Source organism: Bartonella machadoae, assembly GCF_022559585.1.
Classification (GTDB): Bacteria; Pseudomonadota; Alphaproteobacteria; order Rhizobiales; family Rhizobiaceae; genus Bartonella; species Bartonella machadoae.
Map to the genome: position 1 here is coordinate 502,506 of NZ_CP087114.1, position 26,345 is coordinate 528,850.

A 26,345-nucleotide genomic window follows, 5' to 3' on the forward strand; every position below is an offset into this window, starting at 1 on the left:
TATAATTGAAATTCCTCCTATCTTATTGAAAAGTAGATTTACTCTAAAAGTTTGCTCGTGCAATCTAAAAAGTATTTTTATTTGCAATTTTAGCAAATACATCTTTCAATGATTTGAGAAAGAAGACAACTCTCAGTTTTTATGGAAGCGTTTACATGTGCATACTCATTTAGTTAATAAATTATGTATATGTTGTTTTGTCAAGTTGGTCATTGATGCGGTTAAGAGATTCATCGCGTCCCAATAGAATAAGGACATCAAAAACTCCAGGCGATATCGCGCGTCCTGTAAGAGCGGCTCGAACGGGTTGGGCAAGAGATCCAAATTTGAGATTCTGTGTTTGTGCATAAGTTCGAAGAGCTGTATCTAGCGTTTCTATATCCCAAGAGGGACATGCTTTCAGAACAAGATAAACGTCATTTAAAATGGCTTGACCATTCTTGTCTAGGAATGTTTGCGCTTTTTCGTCAAGCTGTAATGGTCGTTGTGTAAAGATGAAAGAGGCATTGTCAATGAGTTCGCACAGAGTTTTCGAACGTTCTTTTAAACTTGGTATAGCTTTTAAAAATTGAGCACGGAGACGTTCGTCAAATCTTTCCATTATTTGTACACCCCCTTCAATTTCTGGTAAAATCTCAAGAGCAGCTTTAAAAAGGTCTTGATCATTGCTGGTGCGTATATAGTGTCCATTGATAGCATCGAGTTTTTTGAAATCAAAACGCGCAGCACCTTTATTGATATCATCGATATCAAACCAAGAGATCATATCTTCGATTGACATGAGTTCATCATCGCCATGGCTCCAACCTAGACGGACGAGATAATTGCGCAAAGCAGCAGGAAGGTACCCCATTGTGCGATAGGCATCGACACTTAATGCACCATGCCGTTTTGACAATTTGGCGCCATTTTCACCATGGATAAGTGGAATATGTGCCATAACAGGAATATCCCACCCCATTGCATTGAAGATAATTATTTGGCGGGCTGCATTTGTGAGATGATCATCACCACGTATGATATGTGTTACTCCCATATCATGATCGTCAACAACGACGGCATGCATATAGGTAGGGGAACCATCTGAGCGCAAAATAATAAAGTCATCCAAATCCTTATTAGGAAAGTGGACATCACCTTGAACGCGGTCGTGAACAATTGTTTCTCCATCTTGGGGTGCTTTGATACGAATAACAGGTTTGATACCTTTAGGAGCTTGAGAAATATCACGCTCTCGCCAACGTCCATCATAACGCGGAGGGCGACCTTCTGCGCGAGCATTTTCACGCATTTCAGCTAATTCTTCAGGAGAAGCATAGCAATAATAGGCTTTGCCATCTTCTACCAATTGTTCAGCGACTTGGCGATGGCGGTCTGCGCGTTCAAATTGTGAAATAGGAACACCGTCATAGTTCAGTTCCATCCAATGCAAGCTCTCTATAATAGCTTTGACAGCCGCTTCTGTTGAACGTTCTCGATCGGTATCTTCAATTCGTAGAAGCATTTTGCCACCAGTATGTTTTGCATAAAGCCAATTAAACAGAGCAGTACGAGCACCTCCGATATGAAGAAAGCCTGTTGGTGAGGGAGCAAAGCGGGTAATAACGGACACGGATATCTTCCTTTAAAATTGAAATGTTATTTATAGAACTTTATGGAAAGATTATGTTAGCATAGGTGGTAGGGTGTGCAATAGCAGCATTGCAAGTTAAAGTGGGGGATTTGCAGATGTTTAATCACAATAAAGTTAAGAATGCTTTATTCACAAGGGATGTGTCAAAAAGAAAGAAATTAACTCTCCTCTGGGAAAATACTTTTTCTTTCCTTTATCCTTATCGTGCAAATAGCAACGGCTGTAATCAACAAAAGATTTTTTTATTCACACCTTTCAAAGAAGCAATAACTTTTTTCTGGAAGTGGTTTGTCGATTGCATAAACAAAGAAATTTCTTTGGGAATTCTTTTTTCATTAATTTTAGTCTTTTTTTCTACAGGGATTCTTTTTTATTTTAATTTAGAGCAAGAACCAAGTTGGGGGCAATTTGGTGTACTGATGAGTCTCTTTCTTGGAATGCTCTATATTTTTCGTTTTTATCGGAAAATATGGATTATTACCGGATTTCTGTTTTGTGTTGTCTTGGGCGCTTTTATTGCAAAGATAGAAACGTGGCGTATCTCTACACCAATGTTGAGTAGAGACATCATTACTACCTTAACAGGAAGAGTTGTGTCTATTGAGACAAGGCCAAAAGGGCAAACGCGTTTAGTTTTAGATGTTTTGAAAACAGAAAAACCGGTATTACATCATGTTCCTTATCGTGTTCATTTATCCGTGCGGCATTTACCCTATAGCCTTGCAATTGGTGATGGACTCTATGGAAAAGTCAAATTTCGTGCATTATCTGGTCCGGTGCGTCCAGGAAGCTATGATTTTAGTTTCCATAATTATTTTAAAGGAATTGGTGCCCAAGGAATTTACTTGGGAAAACCAATGAAAATACCAGTTTCACAACCCAATGGAATATTAAGTATACTTCTGCAAAAAATTGAAAATTTACGGACCAACATGACAAAAAGAATCCGTAGTGCAATTGAGCAAGAGAAGGGGAGCGTCGCAGCTGCTCTGATAACGGGACAGCGAGGTAGTATTTCAAATGAGACAAACGAAGCATTGCGCACGGCTGGATTAGCACATATTTTATCAATATCAGGTTTGCATATGGCTTTGTTAAGTGGCATAGTACTTATAAGTATCCGTAGCTTTTTGGCACTTTTCCCAGTGTTTTCATCCTATTATTCCGCCAAAAAATTTGCAGCTATTGTTGCATTAATGATGACAGCTTTTTATTTGTTACTTTCTGGCATGGCTATATCAGCACAGAGAAGTTTTGTGATGATTGCTGTTATGTTAGTTGCTGTATTGTGTAATCGTTCCGCTGTAACAATGCGTAATGTTTCTATTGCTGGTTTGATAACTTTGGCTATTAAACCGCATGAAATATTAGGTCCTAGCTTTCAAATGTCTTTTTCTGCAACAGCAGCTTTGATTGCATTTTTTGATTGGTGGAGTGAAAGATCCTTTTTTCGTAAAAGAAAAACAACACCTTCTTATGTGGGAGGTGGAGTGATTCATTTTGCATTTTTATCGATATTTTCGATATGTGCATCTTCTTTTATAGCAGGAACTGCTAGCGGAATTTATGCTGCGTATCATTTTTCTAATATCGCATTTTACAGCATTATCAGCAACGCTTTAGCTTTGCCGATAGTCTCAATCCTCATCATACCCTTTGGATTAATATCCGTCCTTGCCATGTTTTGGAGTCTTGAATGGCTGCCGCTTCAAATTATGGGGTTTGGTGTTGGTCTTGTGATAAAAATTGCTCACACTATAAAGGATCTTTCTCCTGATTTAAATCCTGGATTGATGCCGTTGTCTGCATTTGCTTTATTGAGTATAGGTTTGGTTGGACTGATTTTTTGTAAAACATCTATCAAATTCTTTTTTAGTTTTTTTATTTTAGCTGGTGTTTATGTTTGCTTAATGCATTCCCCAGTACAACTTATTGTAGCAGACAGTATGAGACTTGTGGGTGTTATCAATGAAAAGAAATTATATATTGATCATTACCATATTTCTAAGTTCACAACGTCTATATGGGAGAAATCATTTCGTACAAATGAGATTATCAAACCAACAAAATATGGTCCTTCCTTTAAGGGACAATTCATTTGTAATCATTCTATGTGTGCATCTTTATTAGAAAATGGTTTAAGAGTGATTGTGTTGCGTGAAAAAACAGATCGATGCATAGATGCAGACATTATGATTACGGCATTTGCAATAGATGATCAGGCATGCAACAAAAAAGCAAAAAGAATATTTACTCTCCAACATTTTTTGTCACGAGGGAGCATGATGATGAGCAAAAATGGAGATATCACTTGGTCTTCAAAGGGATTTTATAGACCGTGGAATATGCATAGGCAATATTCACAAAAATTATATAACTATCATACTCTTCTTTAATCCGGATAATAACAGAATAGAAAATGATAGGTCATTTTTTTGATGATGTTTTGCTAATTTTTATTATGGAGTTATCCGTTTCATTGATGATTTACGGTTTTTCAAAAAAAGCAGACAACCTTTTGAATATCGAGACAATGGATAATTTTATGACAACATTGAGTACGCCTTATCAACAAGGATAAATTTTAAATTTATTGTCTATGGAAAAGAGATAAAATTGTTAATTATTCTATTTTATTTTTATCATATATTTTATAATAATTAACGGTTTTTCAACCGAAAGGTGGCGAATAAATTTACGGCAGATTGATGCAACAAGCTCCTTTTTTATCAATCTGTAATAAACATCATTAGATTGGTACAAAGGTAAAGTGATTGATGGATGTTCAGCAGTTAAAAAAAATGGCGGCCGCTAAAGCGCTTGAGTTTGTTCAAGATGATATGCGGCTTGGTATAGGCTCTGGTTCGACAGTAAATGAATTTATTCGCCTTCTTGGTGAGCGGGTTGCTGGTGGTCTACGGGTGACAGGTGTTGCTACCTCATTGTATTCTGAGCAACTTTGCCATAAGTTTGGGGTTCCAGTTACTTCGTTAGAACAAATGCCTGAACTTGATCTCGATATTGATGGAGCAGATGAAATTGGACCAGAGATGTCTCTCATTAAAGGGGGTGGTGGGGCATTGTTGCGTGAAAAAATTGTTGCGTCTGCATCCCGTACAATGCTTGTCATTGCTGATGAAACAAAGATAGTAAAAACGCTTGGTGCTTTTGCTTTGCCTATTGAAGTCGATCCATTTGGTCTGCATGTGACACGCAAAGCTATCGGAAAAGTCGCTAATGATTTAGGGCTTTCTGGAGAAATTGTTTTACGAATGAATGGAGAGAATCCTTTTAAAACAGATGGTGGACACTTTATTTTTGATGCATTTTGGGGGCATATTTTGCAGCCTCAATTACTATCGAATGCACTCCTTGCAATTCCTGGCGTTATCGAGCATGGTCTTTTCTTGGGATTAGCTTCGCGTGCAATTGTAGCGATGGCTGATGGTCAAATAAAAGTTTTAGAATCCTTTAATTTTTAAAGAAAACAGTTTACACATGGTGATCTGTTAGCACAATAAAAGTGAGAAATTTTGAATAAAATACGAATTTGAATTATAATTAATTATCGGGGTAATCATTAAATGAAAAAAATATTTTCTTGTCAGCGTTTTATTGTATATTTTTGTGCAGTTGCCGTTTTACTTATGAATATTGCCATGGGTTATGCACAAGGTGTAAGTGATCAACATTTAGATTCAGCAAGAAAGGCTATACGTGCTATTCACGCAACTGATCAATTTGATAATTTTTTACCGAATGCGGCATATGATCTTAAAAATGAACTCATCAGCGATGATCCTAATTTAGCAACGGCTATTTCTGATATTGTTGACAAACAAGCGCTTGCTTTGGTTAAACGGCGCTCTGATTTAGAAAAAGAGATTGCCAACGTATATGCGAAATATTTTACGCAAAAAGAACTTGATGCCATTACAGAATTTTATAGTTCTGATACCGGTAAAAAGTTTTTAACAGAAGTTCCAAATATTGCGCGTGATGCTTATTCTACATTTGATACATGGCGTTCTTCTCTTATGCAGGATCTTATAAAAAATGTAAAAAAAGAGATGTCTGAAACGCTTAATTTGAATGACTCTATTACGCCCATGAAATCGAGTACTTCAGATACGCCTGTGAAATCGAATACTTCAGAAAATCAAAAATAGTTTGATTGATTTGATTCCAATGAATGTGGATTTTTGTTTCAAAAAACGGCGGTTTTCCGCCGTTTTTAATAAAATGAGTTCTTTGCAGGAAGTTGCTTTACAGAAAAGAGTGCTTGAAAATAAACAAAGACTTTCATTTGATAATAAATAATCATAGCCTATTATTGTAGACGGATGAGAAGGAAAAGTTCGTGGGATCTTTTGATTTTGATTTATTTGTTATTGGCAGTGGTTCTGGTGGAGTGCGTGCGGCACGTCTTGCTGGAGGACTTGGTAAGCGTGTTGCTATTGCAGAAGAATATCGTATAGGAGGAACGTGTGTTATTCGTGGTTGTGTTCCCAAAAAATTATATGTTTATGCTTCACAATATGCAAAAGAGTTCCGTAAAAGCGTTGGTTTTGGATGGGAATATACTAACCCAGTTTTTCGCTGGAAAAAATTAGTTGCAGCTAAAAATAAAGAAATAACAAGATTAGAAGGGCTTTATCGCAAGGGGTTGCAAAATAACAATGTTCATATTTATGAAAGCCGTGCAGTTTTTGTGGATGATCATACATTAGAGCTTTCAGCAACAGGTGAGCGGATTAGCGCAGAAAAAATTTTAATCGCGACGGGGGCAAAAGTTGCACCAAACACGACAATAAGGGGGCAAGATTTTTGTCTTACTTCTAATGAAATTTTTGATCTTGAAGAGCTTCCAAAATCAATAGTCATTGTTGGTGGTGGGTATATTGGTGTTGAATTTGCTAACATTTTTCATGAATTAGGTGTCAAAACAACACTCCTCCATCGTGGTGATTTAATCCTTCGTAACTTTGATGATGATTTGCGACAGTTGCTCAATGATGCAATGACTGAAAAAGGGATTTCTATTGTTTATGGGGCAACAGTTTCTAAAGTACAAGCGAGAGAGAATAGTTATGATGCTGTTTTATCAAATGGGCAAATCATCAGTGCCGATCAGATTATGTTGGCGACAGGGCGTATACCAAATACAACAGGCTTAGGGCTTGAACGGGCCGGTGTTAAATTGAATGAATTGGGTGCTGTTATTGTTGATGAAAGAATGACAACAAACATACCACACATTTGGGCTGTTGGTGATGTCACAGGTCATATTCAATTGACACCTGTTGCGATTCATGATGCAATGTGTTTTGTGAAGACTGCGTTTGAAAATATCCCTACTGCACCTGATTATGATCTGATCACGACAGCGGTTTTCTCACAGCCAGAGATTGGAACAGTTGGTCTTTCAGAAGAAGATGCACGCCATCGTTATAAGCATCTTGAGATTTATCGTACAGCTTTCCGTCCTATGCGCAATGTTCTTTCCGGAAGCTTAGAAAAAATGTTTATGAAGCTTATTGTCGATGGTGAAAGCCGGATTGTTATAGGTGCTCATATTTTAGGGGAGAACGCTGGTGAGATGGCACAGCTCATAGGGATATCTCTCAAGGGCAAGTTGACGAAGGATGTCTTTGATGAAACGATGGCAGTACATCCAACGATGGCAGAAGAGCTGGTAACGATGTATAAACCAAGTTATATCTATAAAAATGGAAAAAAAATAGAAAATTAAACAGACATATTGGGAAAACTGATAAAGTTTTCGAGATAACAAACAGTGAATTTAAGCTCTGGAGAGAGTATAATGAGAAAAGAATGGGCGCCTAACTCTTGGCGAGCAAGGCCAATTAAACAAGTACCGAATTATCCAGATAAATCTGTGCTAGCAGATGTTGAACGAAAACTGCGCAGCTATCCTCCTTTAGTTTTTGCTGGTGAAGCGCGTGATTTAAAAAATGAATTAGCAGCTGTTGCACAAGGCCAAGCTTTTTTATTGCAGGGTGGAGATTGCGCAGAAAGCTTTGCAGAACATGAAGCTGATAATATTCGTGATTTTTTTCGTGTATTCTTGCAAATGGCGATTGTTTTAACTTTCGGTAATTCTAAACCCGTTGTTAAAATAGGTCGTATTGCTGGTCAATTTGCTAAGCCACGCTCTTGTGATACAGAAAGTAAAGGAGGGATTGAACTTCCTTCTTATCGGGGGGATATTATTAATGGCATTGAATTTGAAGCGGATTCTCGTATTCCTGATCCACAACGAATGTCTATGGCTTATCGCCAATCTGCGGCAACATTGAATCTGTTGCGCGCTTTTTCACAAGGAGGATATGCCAATTTAGAAAATGTTCATGCATGGATGTTAAGTTTTGTCTCTAATAGTCCACAGGGCGCGCGTTATGAGTTGTTGGCAGAGCGTATTTCGGAAGCCATTGATTTCATGCGTTCTATAGGGATTACGTCAAAAACAAACTTTTCATTACGAGAAACATCTTTTTATACCAGCCATGAAGCGCTTTTGCTTGGTTATGAAGAGGCTTTGACGCGGATTGATTCAACTTCTGGAAATTGGTACGCAACCTCTGGGCATATGTTATGGATTGGTGATCGTACACGCCAGATTGATCATGCTCATGTTGAATATTGCCGCGGTATTGAAAATCCACTTGGATTGAAGTGTGGTCCTTCTCTTGAAGCTGATGAACTTTTGAGGTTAATCGATATTTTAAATCCTGAAAACGAACTGGGGCGATTGACACTTATTACACGTTTTGGTCATGATAAGGTTGAACAATACCTGCCTAAATTGATTCATGCCGTTGAGCGTGAACAGCGTAAGGTGATATGGTCGTGTGATCCCATGCATGGTAATACGGTTACTGTAAATGGCTATAAAACACGTCCCTTTGATTATGTTTTAAAGGAAGTAGAAAAGTTTTTTTCAGTGCATTATGGGGAGGGAACTTATCCAGGGGGCATTCATATTGAAATGACGGGTCGTGATGTTACAGAATGCACAGGTGGAGCACACGCCATTTCTGTAGAAAATTTATCTGATCGCTATCACACACAGTGTGATCCACGGTTAAATGCAGATCAAGCATTAGAATTAGCTTTTCTTGTTGCTGAACTTCTTAAAAAAAATCGTCATGCTGATTCATTCGCTCTTGTAGCAAATAGTTAGACAAAAAATCGCAGATATTTTTTGTTTTAGCTGTTTATGAAAGAGCGTTTTTTAGAAAAGAAATATTTTCGATAATGAGAGCAGAGTTATGCTTACAAAACTGATGAAATGATACAAAGGCTTATGAAAAATGATTTTCGGGTAGCAATTGCCCAATTAAATCCTGTCGTTGGTGATATTGAAGGAAATTTTTCTCTCGCTGTAATGGCGCATCAAAAAGCAAAGGAAGAGGGCGCTGATCTTGTTTTATTCACGGAGCTTTTTATCAGTGCTTATCCGCCGGAAGATCTTGTTCTCAAAGCTGCTTTTATAAAAACATGTGAAGATGCTGTTGAAAAATTAGCACAAGTGACAATAGGGGGACCAGGAATTATAATTGGTCTTCCTCTCAGGCGTCATAATACCATTTACAATGGTGCTATGCTTCTTGATGAAGGGAAAATCATTGCTGAAAGCTATAAGTTTGATTTACCTAATTATGCTGAATTTGATGAAAAGCGCCTCTTTTCTCCCGGTCCACGCCCTGAGCCAATTCTCTATCGCGGGATAAGACTAGGAATAGTGATTTGTGAGGATATTTGGAATGATCCCTCTCTATGTACAGAGCTTGCTAATAAAGGAGCTGAGATTATTCTTGCCCTTAATGGCTCTCCCTATTCTCGTGATAAAACATTAAAACGAATAGAGGTTGTTCGTGCGCAAGTGCTTCAATCTGGTAGACCTGTTATTTACGCTAATCAAGTTGGGGGTCAAGATGAACTCGTTTTTGATGGCGGCTCTTTTGCGTTAAATGAGCAAGGAAAAATGGTTTTTCAAATGAAACATTTTGAAAGCCAAATTGCTTTAACGCATTGGCAACGGAAAACGACAGAATGGCAATGTATTTCTGGTCCAAGTGAAAATCTTCTCAGTGGGTTAGCTGCTGATTATCAAGCCTGTGTTTTGGGTGTGAGAGATTATGTTCATAAAAACCGCTTTAAGGATGTTATTCTTGGTCTTTCGGGAGGGATTGATTCAGCTCTTTGTACAGCGATAGCGGTGGATGCTCTCGGTGCTGAAAGAGTTCGCACTGTAATGATGCCCTATCATTATACTTCACAAGAGTCATTGAAGGATGCTAAGGAGTGTGCGCGTCTTTTAGGATGCCATTATGAAGTAGTTCCGATTGTGCAACCTGTTGAAGCTTTTTTGAAGACAATGGCGCCTGTTTTTGTAGGACTACCTCCGGATGTTACAGAAGAAAATCTTCAAAGTCGTGTACGCGGCACCATCTTGATGGCGCTTTCCAATAAATTTGGCTCCATGGTGGTAACAACAGGCAATAAGTCAGAAATGGCTGTGGGATATGCAACACTTTATGGTGATATGAATGGGGGATTTAATCCTCTTAAGGATATTTATAAAATGCAAGTTTATGCACTAGCAGAATGGCGCAATAAAAACCATTTGCAAAATTTTGAAGGACCTGAAGGCGTTGTCATTCCCCTCAATGTTATAGAAAAGGCGCCTTCCGCAGAACTTCGGGAAAATCAAAAAGATGAAGATTCTCTTCCTCCATATCCTGTTCTAGATGATATCTTGCAATCTCTTGTAGAAAATGACATGAGTGTTTGTGATATTGTAAAACGAGGCTATTTACGGGAAACAGTTGAAAAAATTGAACAGCTTCTTTATGGTGCAGAATACAAAAGACGACAATCGGCTCCCGGTGTAAAAATTAGTCACAAGAACTTCGGTCGTGATCGTCGTTATCCTATTGTCAATCGTTTTCGCGATAGAAATTGAGCATTTTTTATGATAAAAGTTCGTTTTGCACCCTCTCCAACAGGTTATATTCACATTGGTAATATTCGTACTGCCTTGTTCAACTGGCTTTATGCGCAGGCGCATAAAGGAACCTTTATTTTGCGTTATGATGATACAGATGTTGAACGTTCTAAACAGGAATATATTGATGCTATTGCCGTTGATCTTGAATGGCTTGGTATTCAACCAGATGAAATTTATTATCAATCCAAGAGGTTTAGCCGATATGATGAAGTTGCAGAAACGCTCAAACAACGTGGTCTTCTTTATCCCTGTTATGAGACTGCTGAAGAATTAGATCGGCGTCGTAAAATCCAACTTTCACGCAAATTGCCTCCTGTTTACGATCGTGCTGCATTGAAATTGACAGCAGAAGATAAAGAAGCATTTGAATCGCAAGGCCGTAAGCCGCATTGGCGTTTTCTTCTCCCTAATTTTGAAAATAATCCTTTACAAACAAAGCGAACAGAAATTTGCTGGGATGATGCAGTAAAAGGAAAGCAGATAATTGACTTATCCTCTCTTTCAGATCCTGTTTTAATTCGTGAAGATGGAAGTTACCTTTATACATTACCCTCTGTCGTAGATGATATAGATATGGCTGTGACACATATTATTCGTGGAGATGATCATATTACAAATACAGGTGCTCAGATTGCTCTTTTTAAAGCTCTGGGTGCAGAATTACCAGTTTTCAGCCATATTAATTTATTGGCTACAATTTTAGGAAAAGGATTTTCAAAACGGGATAATGATCTTTCTATTCGTTCTCTACGAGAAGAAGGATTTGAATCTATAGTTGTTCAATGCCTTGCTGTTTTGATTGGGACATCGCAAAATGTATATCCCTATCCTCATCAAGCAGCGCTTTTAGAGCATTTTAATCTTCAAGAAACATCACGATCGGTCGCTAAATTTGATATTGCTGATCTTTTGACTTTGAATAGTCATCTTGTGCATGAATTGACCTATGAGGAGGTTAAAACGCGTCTTCAAAGTCTTTCTATTGATGGAGAAAAGGCAGAATGTTTTTGGAAGGCGATAAGAGGCAATATTAACAAAGTAAATGATGCTGTTTTATGGTGGAAAATAATTCATGATGAGCAAAGCTTTGATATGATAACTCCAGAGGATCGCGCATTTGTTCATCAGGCACTTGATTTTTTGCCTAAAGGTACATTGAATGATGAAAGTTGGAAAGTTTGGACAAGCGTATTAAAAGAAAAAACAGGACGTAGCGGGAAAGCTCTGTTTATGCCATTGCGTCAAGCTCTTACCGGTATGGACCATGGACCTGAAATGGGGAAGTTTTTACCGCTCTTGGGACGTGAGAAGATCATAGAAAGACTGATACATCAAGGAGAGTAAAACAGCATTTCAGAGCATTTTATTTGTTCTGCGTACTGTCAAGAGAGTGAAAATTCCCGTTTAATGACGAATTTTTATGAGCATAAATGCTGGGATATCATCACCAAATCCAAGCAAAGAGGAGTCTTTGTTTTTTCGAGGGCGCTGTTGTACAGATTGTTTTGCTGTATTATTTGCAGTTTGGATGTAATCTAGCTTATCGTCTTGCAGGGATTTTTTCGTTTGAACAGTACGCTCTTTGGAAGCCGTTTTCTTTGTTAATTTTGAAGATTTTTTCTTTAAAATGATTTTGTCTTCTTGATCATCGGTCGTTAAAGTAGAGAGATCGCCATTAAACCATTCAATTTTTTCATTGCTCATTTCCTCAATAGCACTGATATATTTTTGGTCATCTTTTGTGACAATTGTGAAAGCTTTTCCGCTGCGATTTGCACGTCCTGTACGACCAATCCGATGAATATAGTCTTCGGCATGTGTAGGAACGTCATAGTTGAACACATGGCTTACTGCTGGAATATCGAGTCCACGGGCAGCAACATCAGAAGCAACAAGAAGTTTGATTCTATTATTTTTAAAATCATTGAGTGTGTTCGTACGTGAATGTTGATCCATATCACCATGCAGTGCGCCTACACTAAAATTATGTTTGACGAGAGATCTAAACAGTTCAGAAATGTCTTTTTTTCGATTGCAAAAAATAATAGCATTTTTAAGCGCATCGCCTTCATTGTGAATAAGTTCTCGTAAAACCGCTCTTTTATCCCATGACTTATTTCCCGATTTGACGAGTCGCTGTGTAATTGTGGTTGCTGTTGAGGATGCTTTCGTCACTTCAACAGAGACAGGAGAGTGGAGAAATTGCTTTGTGAGCTTGGTAATTTCTGGTGCCATTGTTGCGGAAAAGAACAAAGTTTGGCGCGTAAAAGGGGTGAGTTTACAGATACGTTCAATATCAGGAATAAATCCCATATCCAACATGCGATCAGCTTCATCAATAACAAGAATTTCAACACCCATCATCAGCAATTTGCCGCGTTCAAAATGATCAAGTAGGCGCCCTGGTGTTGCTATAAGAACATCAGCTCCTCGTTCAAGTTTACGGTCTTGGAGTTCAAAAGAAACCCCACCAATCAAAAGTGCAACATTTAAACGATGGTTTATACCGTATTTATCGAAATTTTCTTCAACTTGGGCTGCCAGTTCTCGTGTCGGTTCTAATATGAGAGTACGAGGCATCCGTGCTCTTGCACGACCTTTTTCAAGGAGTGTGAGCATAGGTAAAACGAAAGAAGCTGTTTTTCCCGTACCTGTTTGAGCGATTCCTAAAACATCCTTTCTTTGAAGGACATGGGGGATTGTTCCACTCTGAATAGGTGTTGGAACTGTATATCCTGCGGATTTTACTGCTTTAATAACTTTTGCGGAAAGACCTAAATCATCAAAACTGTTTAAAGGTGGTATCATTTTTTCTATCAATTGCTCTGCTATTTTAGTTTTGCTATTCAAACTATTCGTGAGATTAAGTATTTTATACTCTTTTAGAGAGCTAAGGTACCTTCAAAAAAAGTCAACTATAACAGTCATATCCCTATAGGAGGCATAATACAATAATTAATAGCGAAATTGTTCTGATAAAATCCGTTCATCCCATGAATGGTTAGAGTCAAACAGGATTGAGGCTGTTACTTCTGTTGCTGTTGAAATAGTGACTGAATGGACAGATTTAACTTCAACATTATCGGCAGCAGCGTTTACAGGGCGTTTCTCTGGTTCGAGCATATCAAAGCGTATTATTACTGTATTTGGCAGCAGTGCTCCGTGCCAGCGTCGAGGACGAAAGGGACTAACGGGAGTAAGTGCCATAAGTGGCGCCATAAGAGGTAAAATAGGCCCTTGTGCTGATAAATTATAGGCAGTAGATCCTGCTGGTGTAGCAACGAGGACACCATCGCAACTTAATTGTTCCATACGTACATGGTTATCAATACTAATACGAATTTTCGCTGCTTGATAAGATTGACGAAAAAGGGAAACTTCATTGATTGCGAGTGCTTCAATAGTTCCTTGACATTCATCTTTTGCAATCATACGTAGGGGATGAATTTCCTTTTTATGTGCGGCAGCAATACGATTTGGCAATTTTTTCTCATGGAATTCATTCATAAGAAATCCTACGGAGCCTTGATGCATACCGTAGATAGGTTTTCCGGTATTCATAACGTCCCGTACTGTTTGCAACATTGTTCCGTCTCCGCCGATTGCAACAACAACGTCAGCTTCTTCTAGAGAAAAATGACCGTAAACAGAAATTAATTTATGAGTAGCTTTGATGGCTTCCTCAGTTTCAGAAGAAATAAAATGGAAGCGCTTTGGTAATGTCATCATTAAAAATTATCCCGATATTCACAATTTATTTTTTAGCTTATTTCAAGGGAGTTTTGAAGTTGTATATAAAAACTGTTTTTATAAGAAAAAGGATTATATATGAAAAGTAATCTGTTTAAGATAAATATAGGGCAGATATGACGAAAAGATTATAGAGTGATATAAATCATCAACAGGTGTTTTTTTAAGAATGGTAATTCATTGTTGAAGCTGAGAGTATGATCAGTTAAAAGGTTACTTATTTAGTTTTAAGCACCCGTAGCTCAGTTGGATAGAGCGCTGCCCTCCGAAGGCAGAGGTCACAGATTCGAATTCTGTCGGGTGCACCAAACTTTATCAATCGCATCTCCATGATTTTTATAACAATATTGTCTAACAAAGATGAAATTATTTTTATTAAATGGTGATTGGAGATTCTTGTGAGTTATGGACAGAATAATCAAATAATTTTAGGAAAATAAAGTTGTTTTCTATTTGTTCATCCTTTGTTGAGTAATTTTAATATTAAGAGAGAAGGATGTGCAATGGAAGAGTTTATCGCATAAAGTTCTTTTATCATATTGCTAGGGAAAGAGATTAAAATTTAAAAACGATGTCTTCTTTCTATAAATGAATGAGAGATATTTTTATTACTATATTAAGAGAATATTTCATAGAAAATGTTTATAAAGAAGCATTATGTTATACACTTTATATTATTATTTTTCATGAGTTCATTAAAATACTGACAATAGTAATCATATTGTAAAAAATTATATTAAAAAATCTATATGTTTTTCTTATTTATGTGGTGTTATAAATCTTTGTAATTTTCATTTACATATTTTTTATAAAATCTATTGTACGCGTTTAGCTTACTTATCTATTATCATGCACCTCAAGAACATTGATAGATACAGAAAAAAGGATATCAAGACTCCAATACATACCGTAGGTGTTATTTTCCTTATCATAACTGCTTATTGAGATAATATATAAATTTGACTATCTATTACTGATTAAAAAAATTTATTTGAGTAATTTATATCTATTATTTAAATATTTTTTATTATTTTAAATTAATATTTAATTATATTTTAAATAATATGTGTATTATGTATAATATAGCAGAGGTTTTCTATTGAGCTTTTTAAAGGAAACTAACTCTTTTTATTATTTTGAAGGGGGGATGTATGATACAAAAAATCCACAACCAAATTCTCTAACAGTGAATAAAACGGATTCCACCTTAATCCTAGAAAAGGATGTGTAAGAGTTTCCTAATAAAATAGCACTTAAAAAGGCAATAGTTAATCTTGCTATTCATAAGTTAAAGAATATGCAGAATTTGTTCATTTGGTAGATTTTTAATCTTTCTAAAGAAAAGCTATACCTTTTTTGTTTGATAGAAAATCCAACAATGCTAAGCGCTATGATATAAGTAAGTATTATAATGTAAGTAAATTAAGAAAGTGAATTATGACTATTTTACTAAATCCTGGTAAAGTAACGCTTAGCGATCTTGAGGCTATTTATTTCAATGGTGAAGTGAGCAAGCTTCACAGTGATACGCACTCAGCTATCAGAAAGGGAGCAGAGCGCATTGCTGAAATTGCTGCTGGTAGTGAACCAGTTTATGGGATCAATACTGGTTTTGGCAAATTGGCTTCGATTAAAATTGATGCAAACGATGTAGCGCTTTTGCAAAGAAATCTTATTTTATCACATTGTTGCGGTGTAGGAGAACCTTTAGCTGAAAATATTGTGCGTTTGATAATGTCTTTAAAGCTTCTTTCTTTAGGGCGAGGTGCTTCTGGTGTTCGTTTAGAGTTGGTACATTTACTAGAAAATATGCTTGCAAAAGGTGTTATTCCTGTCATTCCTGAAAAGGGATCTGTTGGTGCCTCAGGTGATCTTGCACCACTTGCTCATATGGCTGCTGTTATGATGGGAGAGGGAGAAGCATTCTTTCAAAAGACTCGTATGAGTGGAGCATCTGCTTTAAAAGAAGCAGGGTTGTCCCCTATCATTTTAGAAGCAAAAGAAGGTCTCGCTCTTATCAATGGTACGCAAACATCAACAGCACTCGCTCTTGCAGGTCTCTTTCATAGTCACAGGGCATTGTGTAGTGGTCTTCTTGCTGGGGCATTGACAACAGATGCTATCATGGGATCAACAGCACCCTTTCATCCTGATATCCATATTTTACGAGGTCATTATGGACAGATTTCTGTATCACAAACATTAGAAAAGCTTTTAGAGGATTCAGAAATTCGGATTGCACATTTGCATGATGATAATCGTGTACAGGATCCTTACTGTGTACGTTGTCAACCACAGGTTATGGGGGCATGTTTTGATCTTCTTATCGCAGCGGCAAAAACACTCATTATTGAAGCAAATGCAGTGACAGATAATCCATTAATTTTAAGCAGTGGTCAGGTTGTCTCGGGTGGAAATTTTCACGCTGAACCTGTAGCATTTGCTGCTGACCAGATCGCTCTTGCGTTATGTGAAATAGGCTCTATTTCTCAAAGACGTATTGCTCTTATGGTTGATCCAGCAGTTTCCCATGGACTTCCAGCCTTTTTAGCGCAAAATGCGGGGCTTAATTCAGGTTTTATGATTGCTGAAGTAACAGCGGCTGCTTTAATGTCTGAAAATAAACAAATGGCACATCCTGCTTCGGTTGATTCAACACCAACTTCAGCAAATCAGGAAGATCATGTTTCAATGGCTTGCCATGGTGCTCGTCGATTATTAGCAATGAGTGAAAATCTTTTTACTATTATTGGCATTGAAACGCTTATTGCAGCACAAGGAATTGAATATCGTGCGCCTTTAAAAACAAGCTCTTTCTTGCAAGCTGTTATGGAGTATCTACGCACAAAGGTTGCTTCTCTTAAGGAGGATCGTTATCTAGCACCAGATCTTCATAAGGGGCACATTCTTGTGCGTGAGGGGTGCTTATTATCTGTTTTACCAAAAACAATTTTTCCTCACTTAGAACCGAAATAATATTTGTTTTGAGATCAATAAAGAAGAAGTGACGTTTGATTCTTAGATTGTTCTAGAGAAATTTATAGAATATATAATATATTCAAAATTTTAAATAAATATAGGCTCATTTACTTTCTGATATGTTTTGGGTACTTTTATCCAATTGTCTTCCTCATGTTATGTTTCATGGTAATTTTATTTATCGGTACAGATTTATGAAAGATAACATTGCAGAAGATAATTTTTGCATTTTTATTGCATAACAGATATATTAAAAGATTATATATTGTTATTTTAATATATTTTATTTATATTTTTTGTCATTACACAAAGTATATCATATTAATAAGTTTAATATTTTATTATTTTTTTTAAATATCTAAATTTTATAATTTATTTTAATAAAAATAAAGGAGAAATGAATGTTTAAGAAGAGTAAATTCTATATTTTAATAACATTTATTTTTTTCACAAATATGGAAATTAATGCGAGTCTCTGGAAAGACAGATCTAAAGAAGATCTTTTCATTGCTATGATTGCCCAAGAGAAAGATACAATTCAGAAAAACAATATAAATATTTTTAATATTTCAGGTCAAAACAATATAGAAAAGAATAGATGTATTATCGAGCAAAAGAAGGATACTTTTACTGCAATAGTTCTTTTTTTAAGAAATTACGTGCTCAAAACTGTTAGAGTTTTGAAGAAATGGGTTGGAGCTAAATTTTCTCAAACCTTTGAAAATTGGCGAGATTCACTTTATCATTGATGAGATTGTTTAAGGTGTTAAAGGTTATTTTGTGCATTGTTGTATATAATTCTTGTGTATTATGAGTAAAATAATGATAGAGAATTTGCTTAAGATCATAATAATTAGCGTATTCACTATTCAAAATAGTGCAGTAAAATTTTAAAGCTTTTATTTGAATAAGTGGAATGAAAAACATAAAGGTTGATATTGTACGCATTCCAATATTTTTTCTGTAACAAAAGCATGTGAAAATACATGAGAAAAATCATGATTGTAAAAGCGCTTTGATTTTTAAAGGGAATTTATTATTTTGCATCTTCATGATAGCTACCGGTTATCATGTGATTCTTTCATTTTAAATTTGTTCATATTGAAATAATCAAAACCATTCCTTTTGCTATTATACATAGGATTGGCTTGCTGATAAAGGAATAAGGATGCTTTACTGTCTCGATGTAAAAACTATCGCAAAATTGGGAATTAATAAATGTAATGATAGTGTTGGCTTATTACGTCAACTTATAAGCTAAAAAATTCAAAATAAAATTATTTTTTCATTTCCAATGATGGAATGTGTGATTAGCTATTGTTCAATATTTTTAAAAAATATATTCGTGAGAAAAACATGAAGCTTTATTTATACAAAGTGAATGTTTGTGGTATGAATTTTAGTCAAAATTTCAGTGAAGAAGGAAACAAATGGTAACGAATGAACTGAAACGAGGGATGAATAAGCGCCAAGTTATTTTTTTAGCTCTTGGCTCTGCTATTGGAACAGGACTTTTTTATGGGTCAGCGCAAGCGATTAAGCTTGCTGGTCCAAGTGTTTTGATTGCTTATTGCATTTCCGGTTTAGCAATTTTTATGGTTGTGCGAGCCCTCGGTGAGATGATCATTCATAATCCATTACCAGGTTCTTTTGCTCGTTATGCTGCAAATTACATATCACCATTGGCTGGTTTTTTAACGGGGTGGACATACGTATTCGAAATGATTCTTGTTGGTTTAGCTGATATCACGGCTTTTGCGACTTATATGGGGTTTTGGTACCCTAATGTTGCACCTTGGATATGGGCGCTTAGCATTACACTCCTCATTACAGGGATTAATTTGGCAGCGGTAGAAGTATACGGTGAACTAGAGTTTTGGTTGTCTTCTGTTAAAATTATTGCAATCATTGTAATGATTGTTTTGGGAATAGCAATTATTTTGTTTGGTTGGAATACAGGTGTAAATTCCTCTGCTGTTAGTATCCATAATTTGTGGAAAAATGGTGGTATTTTTCCCAATGGTTGGTTTGGTTTTTTAGCTTGTTTTAGTGTTGTGGTCTTTGCTTTTGGAGGTATAGAAATCATTGGGATGGCAGTGATGGAAGTACAAAATCCTTATCAAACAATTTCAAAAGCAATTAACTCTACTCCAGTACGTATTTTATTATTTTATGTTATGACTTTAGCTATTTTAATGTCCCTTTATCCTTGGAATAAAATTGGTCTTATGAACAGCCCTTTTGTTTCAATTTTCGAAAATCTTGGGATTTCATATGCAGCGAACATTCTGAATATAGTTGTTGTTACAGCGGCTATTTCAGCGATGAATAGTGGGATGTATGGTGCTTGTCGCATGATACATGGGTTATCGCAAGAAGGGTATGCTTTGAAAAGATTTCAATATTTATCAAAAAATGGTATACCGATTTTTGTTATTTTACTAATCTTCATTATTTTTCTTCTTGGTGTTGTCCTTAATTATTTTTATCACGAGGGGCTCTTTTTTCTCATTGCAGCAATGGCAACATTTGCAACAGTTTTTGTTTGGATGATGATTTTACTTTCGCAAATTTGTATGCGTCTTAAAATGTCTAAAGAAGTGCAAAGTGGTTTAAAATTTCCAATTCCATTTTGGCCTGTAGGACCGATTTTTTCTATTTTGTTTATGATTTTTATTTTTATTTTGTTGTGTTTTTTTGACGATACGCGGCCCGTTTTGATTGTCGGTGTAAGTTGGATTATTTGGCTTGTTATTTGTTTTTATGCACTTAAACTTTATAATTTGAAGAAAAAGCAAGTTGCAATAAAATACGAATAAGAGTTAAGTTAGGAAAAATAGCCGATACTTTTATGGGAAAAAGACGTCATTATCCTTATAGACTAGGGGATCTTTTTATTTTCCTTTTGTTTTAGGAGTTCTTTATAAAAGGGTAAATTCTCCAGTGATTATATCAATGTTATGGAGAAATCAGGGGGTAAGGGGGCAGAGGTGGAATGTTTTGATATCATTATAAAAGAGAAAGCGATGTTGACTGGAGGCATTATTGTCAGCACGGCATCTGCTGAAAAAAACAGTCTCACAACAGAAAGTGTCACAACTACGGACCTCATCAACAGTGCAAGTACTCAAGCTAGCAATAATGGCGCTCTCATCATTACTAATGAGACAGAGCTAAAGGCATTGACTGGGCAAGAAGCTGAAAAAACAATCGCTTCCCTCAATTGCGACACTGCTACAGCGCATCAAGCTGAACAACTACTAGATATCCATAAGCTGGAACAGATCGTGCATGAAAACCGTGAAATGACAACCCAATTGTTGAAAGAATGCTTTAAATACAGCGATGAATCTTCCAAAATGATGCGTATCAAAAAGCATTCAATCGTTGTTATGGATCATGATAAAGATGGCAAGATCATCTATCGCAAAGATGCAAAATAAGATATTGTAACAAAAAATACAATAAAGTCAATAGCTTGAGTGTAATTATTTTATTTGAATCCCCATAAGAATCCATACTTTTATGCACGATTCAATTGAACATTTTTTACAAACAATAGCCATCTATAAACAGAGCATAAAAAGCAAATCATGATGCCAATATTATAACAGATGAGAGCATTCAAATGAAATGCAAAGCAGTTATCATTCATAACATGTCATAAATTGTACAAGACGTTTTTATCATAATTAAATCGCATTGTTAGAACGCAATTGAATATGAGGGCTTGTTTAAATGCAAATATTTGAAACTTTTTTTTGAAAGGGGTTAATTCAAATTTGGATTGAGCGATTTTAGTCACCTCAAAAATGAGGGCACCTTTTTTATAAACAGAAAGAAGTTGAGAGATAACATCATTAAACGCAGATGTTTAAAGAGAGCTATAGAAAGAGAACGCATCCAAATTTGGAGTGGTTAATTTTGCTAATTCAAAAAATGAGCTTAATACCTTTTAAAGAGGCGTTTTGAGAAGGTGCTTTCTTTCAAATTGACCGCCTCAAAAATGAGGGCATTGTATAAATAGGTTTTAAATCATTACAGAGCTAACATGTTTTTCATTCAAATGTGATAATCTAAAAGAACGCTTTCATAATCATTCCTTTATATTATTTTGGATAAGTTTTTATAAAGCGAATACAAAGCTTGCAATATAATACGTTTTGTATATAGCCACTTGCTATCAATTTCTTTTATAGAGTTCCTTAATATATTTTCATAAAGCCGCGTCACGTAAAATGGCACGGCTTTCTTTTTTGCACTCTTGTCTTTTGAAATGGTATAAAACCAACGCCCCCCGCATTTGGTATTTATTCTTCAGTATCAATAATCTCTATAAGAATATCGCTCTTATTAACCTCCTTATTTTTTGGAACCTCTCTTATCTCACTTTTTCGATTCAGTTTTGCACGCCCACAAGCACGACCAAAGACCTTGATAGTATGAGAAACCTGAGCTTTTCCATAAACAGAGCCATAAATTTGCGCACAGCCACTCACTTTTGCATAATCATAAACCTTGCCATAAATCTTTGCACGGCTATTAACAACAGCATAGCCATAAACATGCGCAGTGCTAAAAAGACAAGCAGAGCCTAACACTCTAGCGTTGCCATAAAGCCTTGCATATTCAAAAAGATAACTATTATGAAAAAGATGCGCATTGCCATAAACATGGGCTTCAATTGAAACGCGACTATTGCCATAGACACGAGCCTTGCCATAAACATAGCCAGCCACATGCGCACTATCATAAACAAATGCATTGTCATAAATTTTTGCATATTGAGAAATAAACACCTTATCATGCACCTGAGCATTGCCATAGACAAGACCACAAATTTGCGCATTGCCTCGTATTTTTGCATTCTCATAAACACGGGCATGTTTATAAACCAATGCATTATCATAAACCCAGCAAAGACCGTTATGAGAAAGATTTTCTTCCTTTTCAATAAAGCCACCGAGTTGACCAGCCTTGACATCAGAAAAGCTTTTTAAAGCCTGAATGCGATAAAGCGTTGTAATTTTTTGTGTAATTTTATCTTTCAGTTGTTTTGTTTCATTGGTTCGTTTGTATTTTTTAGACATCATAAGAGCTCTCACAATCTCTCTTGTGAAAAAAGTTGCATGGAAAATGTTGGAAAAAGGGAATGACCGCCGCGCTTTAAAGATTTAAAAAGGCTTTATTACGCAGCCAGATGATTTTTATTTCATTATTGGAAAGCAATTCGATATAAGACCTTGTTTCAATATCATCGCGCGTCTTTTCTAAAATCATAACAATGCCGTGACTATGAGCATTTTCACAAATATGAACATAATTGACGACGCGGGCGTGATCATAAATTTGTGCATTACCATAGACATGAGCATGGTCATAAATGATCGATTTACCAAGAACGATAGCATTTCCATAGACATAACCAGCGATAATAGCGTTATGATAGACCCTAGCATTTTCAGAAACCCGACCTGAGTTTAAAACCAGAGCATTACCATAAACCCAGCAATTGCTATCATGGGAGAGGTTGCTTTCATTTTCGATAAAACCACCGAGTTGACCAGCCTTGACATCAGAAAAGCTTTTTAAAGCCTGAATGCGATACAATATGCGATTACCAAAGAGACGCGTTTCATTTGTAAGTGCAAATTTCTTTTGCATAGGAACAATCCTTATAGAATGAGATTTGAAATGAAAGATTTGGAAAGCAGGCGCCCCCCGCGCCGTTATTTATGCTGCTTCATTTTCGATAATTTTTTCACGATTATTGATTATAACATCATCACTTACTTCATTACGAACATACGCATTTCCAAATATTTTTGCATTGCCATAAATCTTGATATTTTTTTCAATAACCGCTTTTCCATAAACCCTAGCATTTTCAAAAATATGAGCACCCTCACTTACATAAGCAGAGCCCGATACTTTTGCATTGCCATAAACAGAGCCATTCACATAAGCACTATGCAAAACTTTTGCATTGTCATATATTTTTGCCTCTATAGTAATAAAGGCTTTTCCATAAACCACGGCATTGTCATAAACTTGACCACAAACCTTGGCATGACCATAAACCTTGGCATTCCCATTAACCACGCACTTGCCATAAACCCATCCCTTGTCTCGAAACCACATATTCCCTGAGATACTAGCATGATCATAAACCTTGGCATTGCCATAAACATGGGTATCATGACCATAAACTTTAGCATGATCACTAATAACCGCATTCCCATAAGCTTTAGCATGTTTAGCAACAACGGCTTCATTACGAAGTTTTGCATTTTCAGACACGACGCCATTGTCAGCAACCCACGCCTGATCATAAATCCAGCAATTGCCATCATGGGAGAGATTATCTTCATTTTCAATAAAGCCACCCAATTGACCAGCCTTTACATCATCAAAATCCCTTAATGCGCGAATGCGATAAAGATTTATAGGCACAAATTTACCATCCTTATTTTGGTAAATTTCTTTGATTTCATTTGTTAATTCATATTTTTTAGTTACAACTGTACTTAATCATGAGAAAACCCAATCTAAATATTTAATAAATTTTGAATGAAATGTTCTTAAGAAGGGGGCGCCCCCGCCGCGCCCGCGGTGTTATTTATGCTGCTTTTTATGGACGACACATTACAAAGGAAATCTCGCCATAAGGAGAGAGCCGTTCTGTATAAACATTCTCTCTTGTATTGCCATAGGCATTTTTAGTAACAATAGCCATGCCATAGGCACTTGCATTTTCATAAATATGGACATTACTGATAATTTTTGCACTATCAAAAACCCGTGCGTTATCATAGACATGGGCATTGGCAAAAACCTTGGCAAAATCATAAACATGCGCATTGCCATAAACAAAACCACCAACCGCAGCATTGCCATAAACCCTAGCATTCTCATAAACACGACCGGGTTTTAAAACATACGCATCATCAGCAACCCAGCAATTGCCCTCATGAGAGAGATTACTCTCATCTTCAATAAAGCCCCCCAATTGACCAGCCTTAACATCATCAAAGTCTCTCAAAGCACGAATGCGATAAAGGGTGCTATTAGCACATACACGGGTTTCATTTGTTAATTCATATTTTTTGGATACAATTTTAGATACATTTATAGTGGTCATAGGGAGCTCCTAATCTAATAATCGATAAAATTTGAATGAAGTTTAAAGAGGGGCACCCCCGCAGCGCCCGTGGTGTTATTTACGCTGCTTGATTGGCATCTTCAGAATTGCAATCATATTGGTAATCATCATCATAACCATAATCATCATAATATTCGTGACGATAATAATCATCTTCACTACCCAATTCCGGATATGCCTCGTCCCAAATATGATCATCAGCAGTTAAAGAGGCAGCACTATGTACATAAGAATTGCCTGAGATAAGAGCCCCACAAACCACGGCATCATCACAAACTTGAGAATGATCACAAATATGAGCAGCGCCACTTATTTTTGCATTGCCCCCGACATGGGCATCATCACAAATCACAGCATCATCAGAAATATGAGCATAATTCGTTACAGAGGCGTTATCATAAATTTTTGCATTCCCTTCAATTGCAACAGCATTTTGCACATGGGCATTGCCATAAATTTTTGCCTTGCCATAAACGTCGACAAAATAACCTTTGATTTTTGCATTCCCAAAGACACGAGCTTTTTCAAAGACACGAGCCTGATCATAAACCCAGCAGTCCCCATCATGAGAGAGGTTGCTTTCCTTTTCGATATACCCCCCAAGGTCACCTTTTTTGACATCAGCAAAGTCTTTTAAAGCACGGATACGGTATAATAAGTGACCATTGACGCATTGCATATCATATGTGAATTCATATTTTTTGGATGAGATAACAGGGGTGTTTTTAACTGTAGATTTCATTTGAAATCCTTTCTATTCGTTAGGTTATTTTGAATTTACACCCTTATAAAGGGCATCGGGCGCTCAAAACACGGCGAATAGTCCGTTGTTACACTTTCCCCATAAGGGTATTGTATGGTGTAACCACACCCGACAGAATCTTAATATACTAACAAGAGCACAAAAGACAGTCAGTATTTTCAAAGACATGGGAAAGGTTGTTTCGTAACCTATCCGCTATTCGTAAGTGTTTTGATCACTTGAGTATTTATATAACAAATTACGTATTTATTGTCAACTATCTTTTATTATTTTTTGTGTTTTTTATAATTATTTTTTATACCATTATGTATAAATATGCGTCATATGCTTATGAATATTTTCTGTTTTATTGTCTCTATTTGACTCTATATTACGCAATTGCGTTATTTTTCTCTTTTAAACATCATAATAACTAAAAACGCTCTCATAATGCCTATTTTTAACTTTATAACGCATCATTATTTTTATGAGATAACTTGTGAATATTTTTGTGAATTTTTTATAAGAGGTTTGTAATTTAAACAGCTTTATAGAGACCGCGTCTTTATAACCAGCGCTTTTGATTCAAATCTATTGTTTTGATTCATTCTCTATAGCCACCGCATCATTCTCATAAAACAAACGATAATATGATCATGCGGTTTTGATTTTTATAAAAACATTTTGAATTCTTATATCCTTATCAAAATGCCTTTTAAATAGGCTTTTGTCTCTTTTGTTTGTTTTGTCAGTTAATCTAGCCCCCCTTTTATTTAAAAAAATTGAGATAAAATAAAAACATTATATTTCAATAGGTTAGTATTTTTCAAAATTTTAAAACATCACGTATAAAAGCAATGTGAGTAATATAGAGAATTAATGACACGCATTTTGTCTGTTTTGTCAAATTTTGTCAGTAAATTTTAAAAGACAATTGTTATGATTAGAATGCGTGTTTAAACCATGTTTTATGAGAGGGCATATGGCTCTTAAATGCCTCTCAAAAGACAAGAGATGGTTATGAGGCGTGTTATAAAGAGTAACT

20 protein-coding genes and 1 tRNA gene are annotated in these 26,345 nt (G+C 36.1%); 13 read left to right on the top strand and 8 right to left on the bottom strand.

What is annotated here, in order from left to right:
• Positions 1 to 181: 181 nt before the first annotated feature.
• Complete coding sequence (gltX, locus tag LNM86_RS02450) at positions 182 to 1,612, bottom strand: glutamate--tRNA ligase (RefSeq protein WP_241438294.1); 1,431 nt, start codon at positions 1,610 to 1,612, stop codon at positions 182 to 184.
• A gap of 116 nt (positions 1,613 to 1,728) precedes the next feature.
• Here gltX (LNM86_RS02450) and LNM86_RS02455 point away from each other — a divergent pair, with 116 nt between their 5' ends.
• From LNM86_RS02455 to gltX (LNM86_RS02490), 8 genes are all read left to right on the top strand, one after another.
• Positions 1,729 to 4,029, top strand: coding sequence for a ComEC/Rec2 family competence protein (locus LNM86_RS02455; RefSeq protein ID WP_241438887.1), 2,301 nt, complete (start codon positions 1,729 to 1,731; stop codon positions 4,027 to 4,029).
• Between the two features lie 23 nt (positions 4,030 to 4,052).
• Positions 4,053 to 4,214: a hypothetical protein gene (locus tag LNM86_RS02460; protein WP_241438295.1), complete on the top strand. Its 162-nt coding sequence runs from the start codon at positions 4,053 to 4,055 to the stop codon at positions 4,212 to 4,214.
• Between the two features lie 196 nt (positions 4,215 to 4,410).
• Positions 4,411 to 5,115 (top strand): ribose-5-phosphate isomerase RpiA, encoded by a 705-nt coding sequence (gene rpiA, locus LNM86_RS02465; RefSeq protein ID WP_241438296.1) that lies wholly within the window; start codon positions 4,411 to 4,413, stop codon positions 5,113 to 5,115.
• A 102-nt stretch (positions 5,116 to 5,217) separates the two neighbouring features.
• Entirely contained in the window at positions 5,218 to 5,802 is a 585-nt protein-coding gene (locus LNM86_RS02470; RefSeq protein ID WP_241438297.1) for a DUF2059 domain-containing protein, read from the top strand.
• A 191-nt stretch (positions 5,803 to 5,993) separates the two neighbouring features.
• Positions 5,994 to 7,385 carry a glutathione-disulfide reductase gene (gene gor, locus LNM86_RS02475; protein ID WP_241438298.1) on the top strand — a complete coding sequence of 464 codons (1,392 nt, stop codon included), beginning with the start codon at positions 5,994 to 5,996 and terminating at the stop codon, positions 7,383 to 7,385.
• A gap of 72 nt (positions 7,386 to 7,457) precedes the next feature.
• Positions 7,458 to 8,837: a class II 3-deoxy-7-phosphoheptulonate synthase gene (locus tag LNM86_RS02480; protein WP_241438299.1), complete on the top strand. Its 1,380-nt coding sequence runs from the start codon at positions 7,458 to 7,460 to the stop codon at positions 8,835 to 8,837.
• 123 nt (positions 8,838 to 8,960) lie between these two features.
• Complete coding sequence (locus LNM86_RS02485; RefSeq protein ID WP_241438300.1) at positions 8,961 to 10,622, top strand: NAD+ synthase; 1,662 nt, start codon at positions 8,961 to 8,963, stop codon at positions 10,620 to 10,622.
• Between the two features lie 9 nt (positions 10,623 to 10,631).
• Complete coding sequence (gene gltX / locus LNM86_RS02490; RefSeq protein ID WP_241438301.1) at positions 10,632 to 12,011, top strand: glutamate--tRNA ligase; 1,380 nt, start codon at positions 10,632 to 10,634, stop codon at positions 12,009 to 12,011.
• 60 nt (positions 12,012 to 12,071) lie between these two features.
• On the opposite strand, the gene LNM86_RS02495 is transcribed toward gltX (LNM86_RS02490), so the two are convergent.
• Positions 12,072 to 13,475, bottom strand: coding sequence for a DEAD/DEAH box helicase (locus tag LNM86_RS02495; RefSeq protein WP_241438302.1), 1,404 nt, complete (start codon positions 13,473 to 13,475; stop codon positions 12,072 to 12,074).
• 147 nt (positions 13,476 to 13,622) lie between these two features.
• A complete protein-coding gene (locus tag LNM86_RS02500) occupies positions 13,623 to 14,396 on the bottom strand; it encodes an NAD kinase (RefSeq protein ID WP_241438303.1) in 774 nt (257 codons plus the stop codon).
• A 252-nt stretch (positions 14,397 to 14,648) separates the two neighbouring features.
• Between LNM86_RS02500 and LNM86_RS02505 the strand changes: the two genes are divergently transcribed.
• The 5 genes from LNM86_RS02505 to LNM86_RS02525 all read left to right on the top strand — a co-directional run bounded on the left by LNM86_RS02505 (position 14,649) and on the right by LNM86_RS02525 (position 20,839).
• Positions 14,649 to 14,725, top strand: a tRNA-Arg gene (locus LNM86_RS02505).
• A gap of 1,129 nt (positions 14,726 to 15,854) precedes the next feature.
• A complete protein-coding gene (gene hutH / locus LNM86_RS02510) occupies positions 15,855 to 17,393 on the top strand; it encodes a histidine ammonia-lyase (protein WP_241438304.1) in 1,539 nt (512 codons plus the stop codon).
• A gap of 404 nt (positions 17,394 to 17,797) precedes the next feature.
• Positions 17,798 to 18,145 (top strand): hypothetical protein, encoded by a 348-nt coding sequence (locus LNM86_RS02515; protein WP_241438305.1) that lies wholly within the window; start codon positions 17,798 to 17,800, stop codon positions 18,143 to 18,145.
• A gap of 681 nt (positions 18,146 to 18,826) precedes the next feature.
• On the top strand, positions 18,827 to 20,215 hold the full coding sequence (locus tag LNM86_RS02520) for an amino acid permease (protein WP_241438306.1): 1,389 nt from the start codon (positions 18,827 to 18,829) through the stop codon (positions 20,213 to 20,215).
• 171 nt (positions 20,216 to 20,386) lie between these two features.
• Positions 20,387 to 20,839, top strand: a complete 453-nt coding sequence (locus tag LNM86_RS02525) for a hypothetical protein (protein ID WP_241438307.1) — start codon at positions 20,387 to 20,389, stop codon at positions 20,837 to 20,839.
• Between the two features lie 867 nt (positions 20,840 to 21,706).
• On the opposite strand, the gene LNM86_RS02530 is transcribed toward LNM86_RS02525, so the two are convergent.
• The 5 genes from LNM86_RS02530 to LNM86_RS02550 form a co-directional block, all read right to left on the bottom strand.
• Complete coding sequence (locus LNM86_RS02530; RefSeq protein WP_241438889.1) at positions 21,707 to 22,486, bottom strand: hypothetical protein; 780 nt, start codon at positions 22,484 to 22,486, stop codon at positions 21,707 to 21,709.
• A gap of 76 nt (positions 22,487 to 22,562) precedes the next feature.
• Positions 22,563 to 23,060 (bottom strand): hypothetical protein, encoded by a 498-nt coding sequence (locus LNM86_RS02535; protein ID WP_241438308.1) that lies wholly within the window; start codon positions 23,058 to 23,060, stop codon positions 22,563 to 22,565.
• A 69-nt stretch (positions 23,061 to 23,129) separates the two neighbouring features.
• On the bottom strand, positions 23,130 to 23,849 hold the full coding sequence (locus LNM86_RS02540; protein WP_241438309.1) for a hypothetical protein: 720 nt from the start codon (positions 23,847 to 23,849) through the stop codon (positions 23,130 to 23,132).
• 178 nt (positions 23,850 to 24,027) lie between these two features.
• The gene (locus LNM86_RS02545) at positions 24,028 to 24,537 is read right to left on the bottom strand and encodes a hypothetical protein (RefSeq protein ID WP_241438310.1); all 510 of its coding nucleotides are present in this window, start codon (positions 24,535 to 24,537) and stop codon (positions 24,028 to 24,030) included.
• A 79-nt stretch (positions 24,538 to 24,616) separates the two neighbouring features.
• Positions 24,617 to 25,300: an LbetaH domain-containing protein gene (locus tag LNM86_RS02550; RefSeq protein WP_241438311.1), complete on the bottom strand. Its 684-nt coding sequence runs from the start codon at positions 25,298 to 25,300 to the stop codon at positions 24,617 to 24,619.
• Positions 25,301 to 26,345: the final 1,045 nt, after the last annotated feature.

What these genes read in the sequence shown, in the direction of transcription:
- LNM86_RS02460 (WP_241438295.1), top strand. Translation starts at nt 4,053, where the DNA reads ATGATAGGTCATTTTTTTGATGATGTTTTGCTAATTTTTATTATGGAG.
- hutH (WP_241438304.1), top strand. Translation starts at nt 15,855, where the DNA reads ATGACTATTTTACTAAATCCTGGTAAAGTAACGCTTAGCGATCTTGAG.
- LNM86_RS02480 (WP_241438299.1), top strand. Translation starts at nt 7,458, where the DNA reads ATGAGAAAAGAATGGGCGCCTAACTCTTGGCGAGCAAGGCCAATTAAA.
- rpiA (WP_241438296.1), top strand. Translation starts at nt 4,411, where the DNA reads ATGGATGTTCAGCAGTTAAAAAAAATGGCGGCCGCTAAAGCGCTTGAG.
- LNM86_RS02550 (WP_241438311.1), bottom strand. Translation starts at nt 25,300, where the DNA reads ATGAAATCTACAGTTAAAAACACCCCTGTTATCTCATCCAAAAAATAT.
- LNM86_RS02515 (WP_241438305.1), top strand. Translation starts at nt 17,798, where the DNA reads ATGTTTAAGAAGAGTAAATTCTATATTTTAATAACATTTATTTTTTTC.
- LNM86_RS02545 (WP_241438310.1), bottom strand. Translation starts at nt 24,537, where the DNA reads ATGACCACTATAAATGTATCTAAAATTGTATCCAAAAAATATGAATTA.
- LNM86_RS02455 (WP_241438887.1), top strand. Translation starts at nt 1,729, where the DNA reads ATGTTTAATCACAATAAAGTTAAGAATGCTTTATTCACAAGGGATGTG.
- gltX (WP_241438301.1), top strand. Translation starts at nt 10,632, where the DNA reads ATGATAAAAGTTCGTTTTGCACCCTCTCCAACAGGTTATATTCACATT.
- LNM86_RS02470 (WP_241438297.1), top strand. Translation starts at nt 5,218, where the DNA reads ATGAAAAAAATATTTTCTTGTCAGCGTTTTATTGTATATTTTTGTGCA.
- LNM86_RS02530 (WP_241438889.1), bottom strand. Translation starts at nt 22,486, where the DNA reads ATGTCTAAAAAATACAAACGAACCAATGAAACAAAACAACTGAAAGAT.
- LNM86_RS02495 (WP_241438302.1), bottom strand. Translation starts at nt 13,475, where the DNA reads ATGATACCACCTTTAAACAGTTTTGATGATTTAGGTCTTTCCGCAAAA.
- LNM86_RS02485 (WP_241438300.1), top strand. Translation starts at nt 8,961, where the DNA reads ATGAAAAATGATTTTCGGGTAGCAATTGCCCAATTAAATCCTGTCGTT.
- LNM86_RS02535 (WP_241438308.1), bottom strand. Translation starts at nt 23,060, where the DNA reads ATGCAAAAGAAATTTGCACTTACAAATGAAACGCGTCTCTTTGGTAAT.
- LNM86_RS02520 (WP_241438306.1), top strand. Translation starts at nt 18,827, where the DNA reads ATGGTAACGAATGAACTGAAACGAGGGATGAATAAGCGCCAAGTTATT.
- LNM86_RS02500 (WP_241438303.1), bottom strand. Translation starts at nt 14,396, where the DNA reads ATGATGACATTACCAAAGCGCTTCCATTTTATTTCTTCTGAAACTGAG.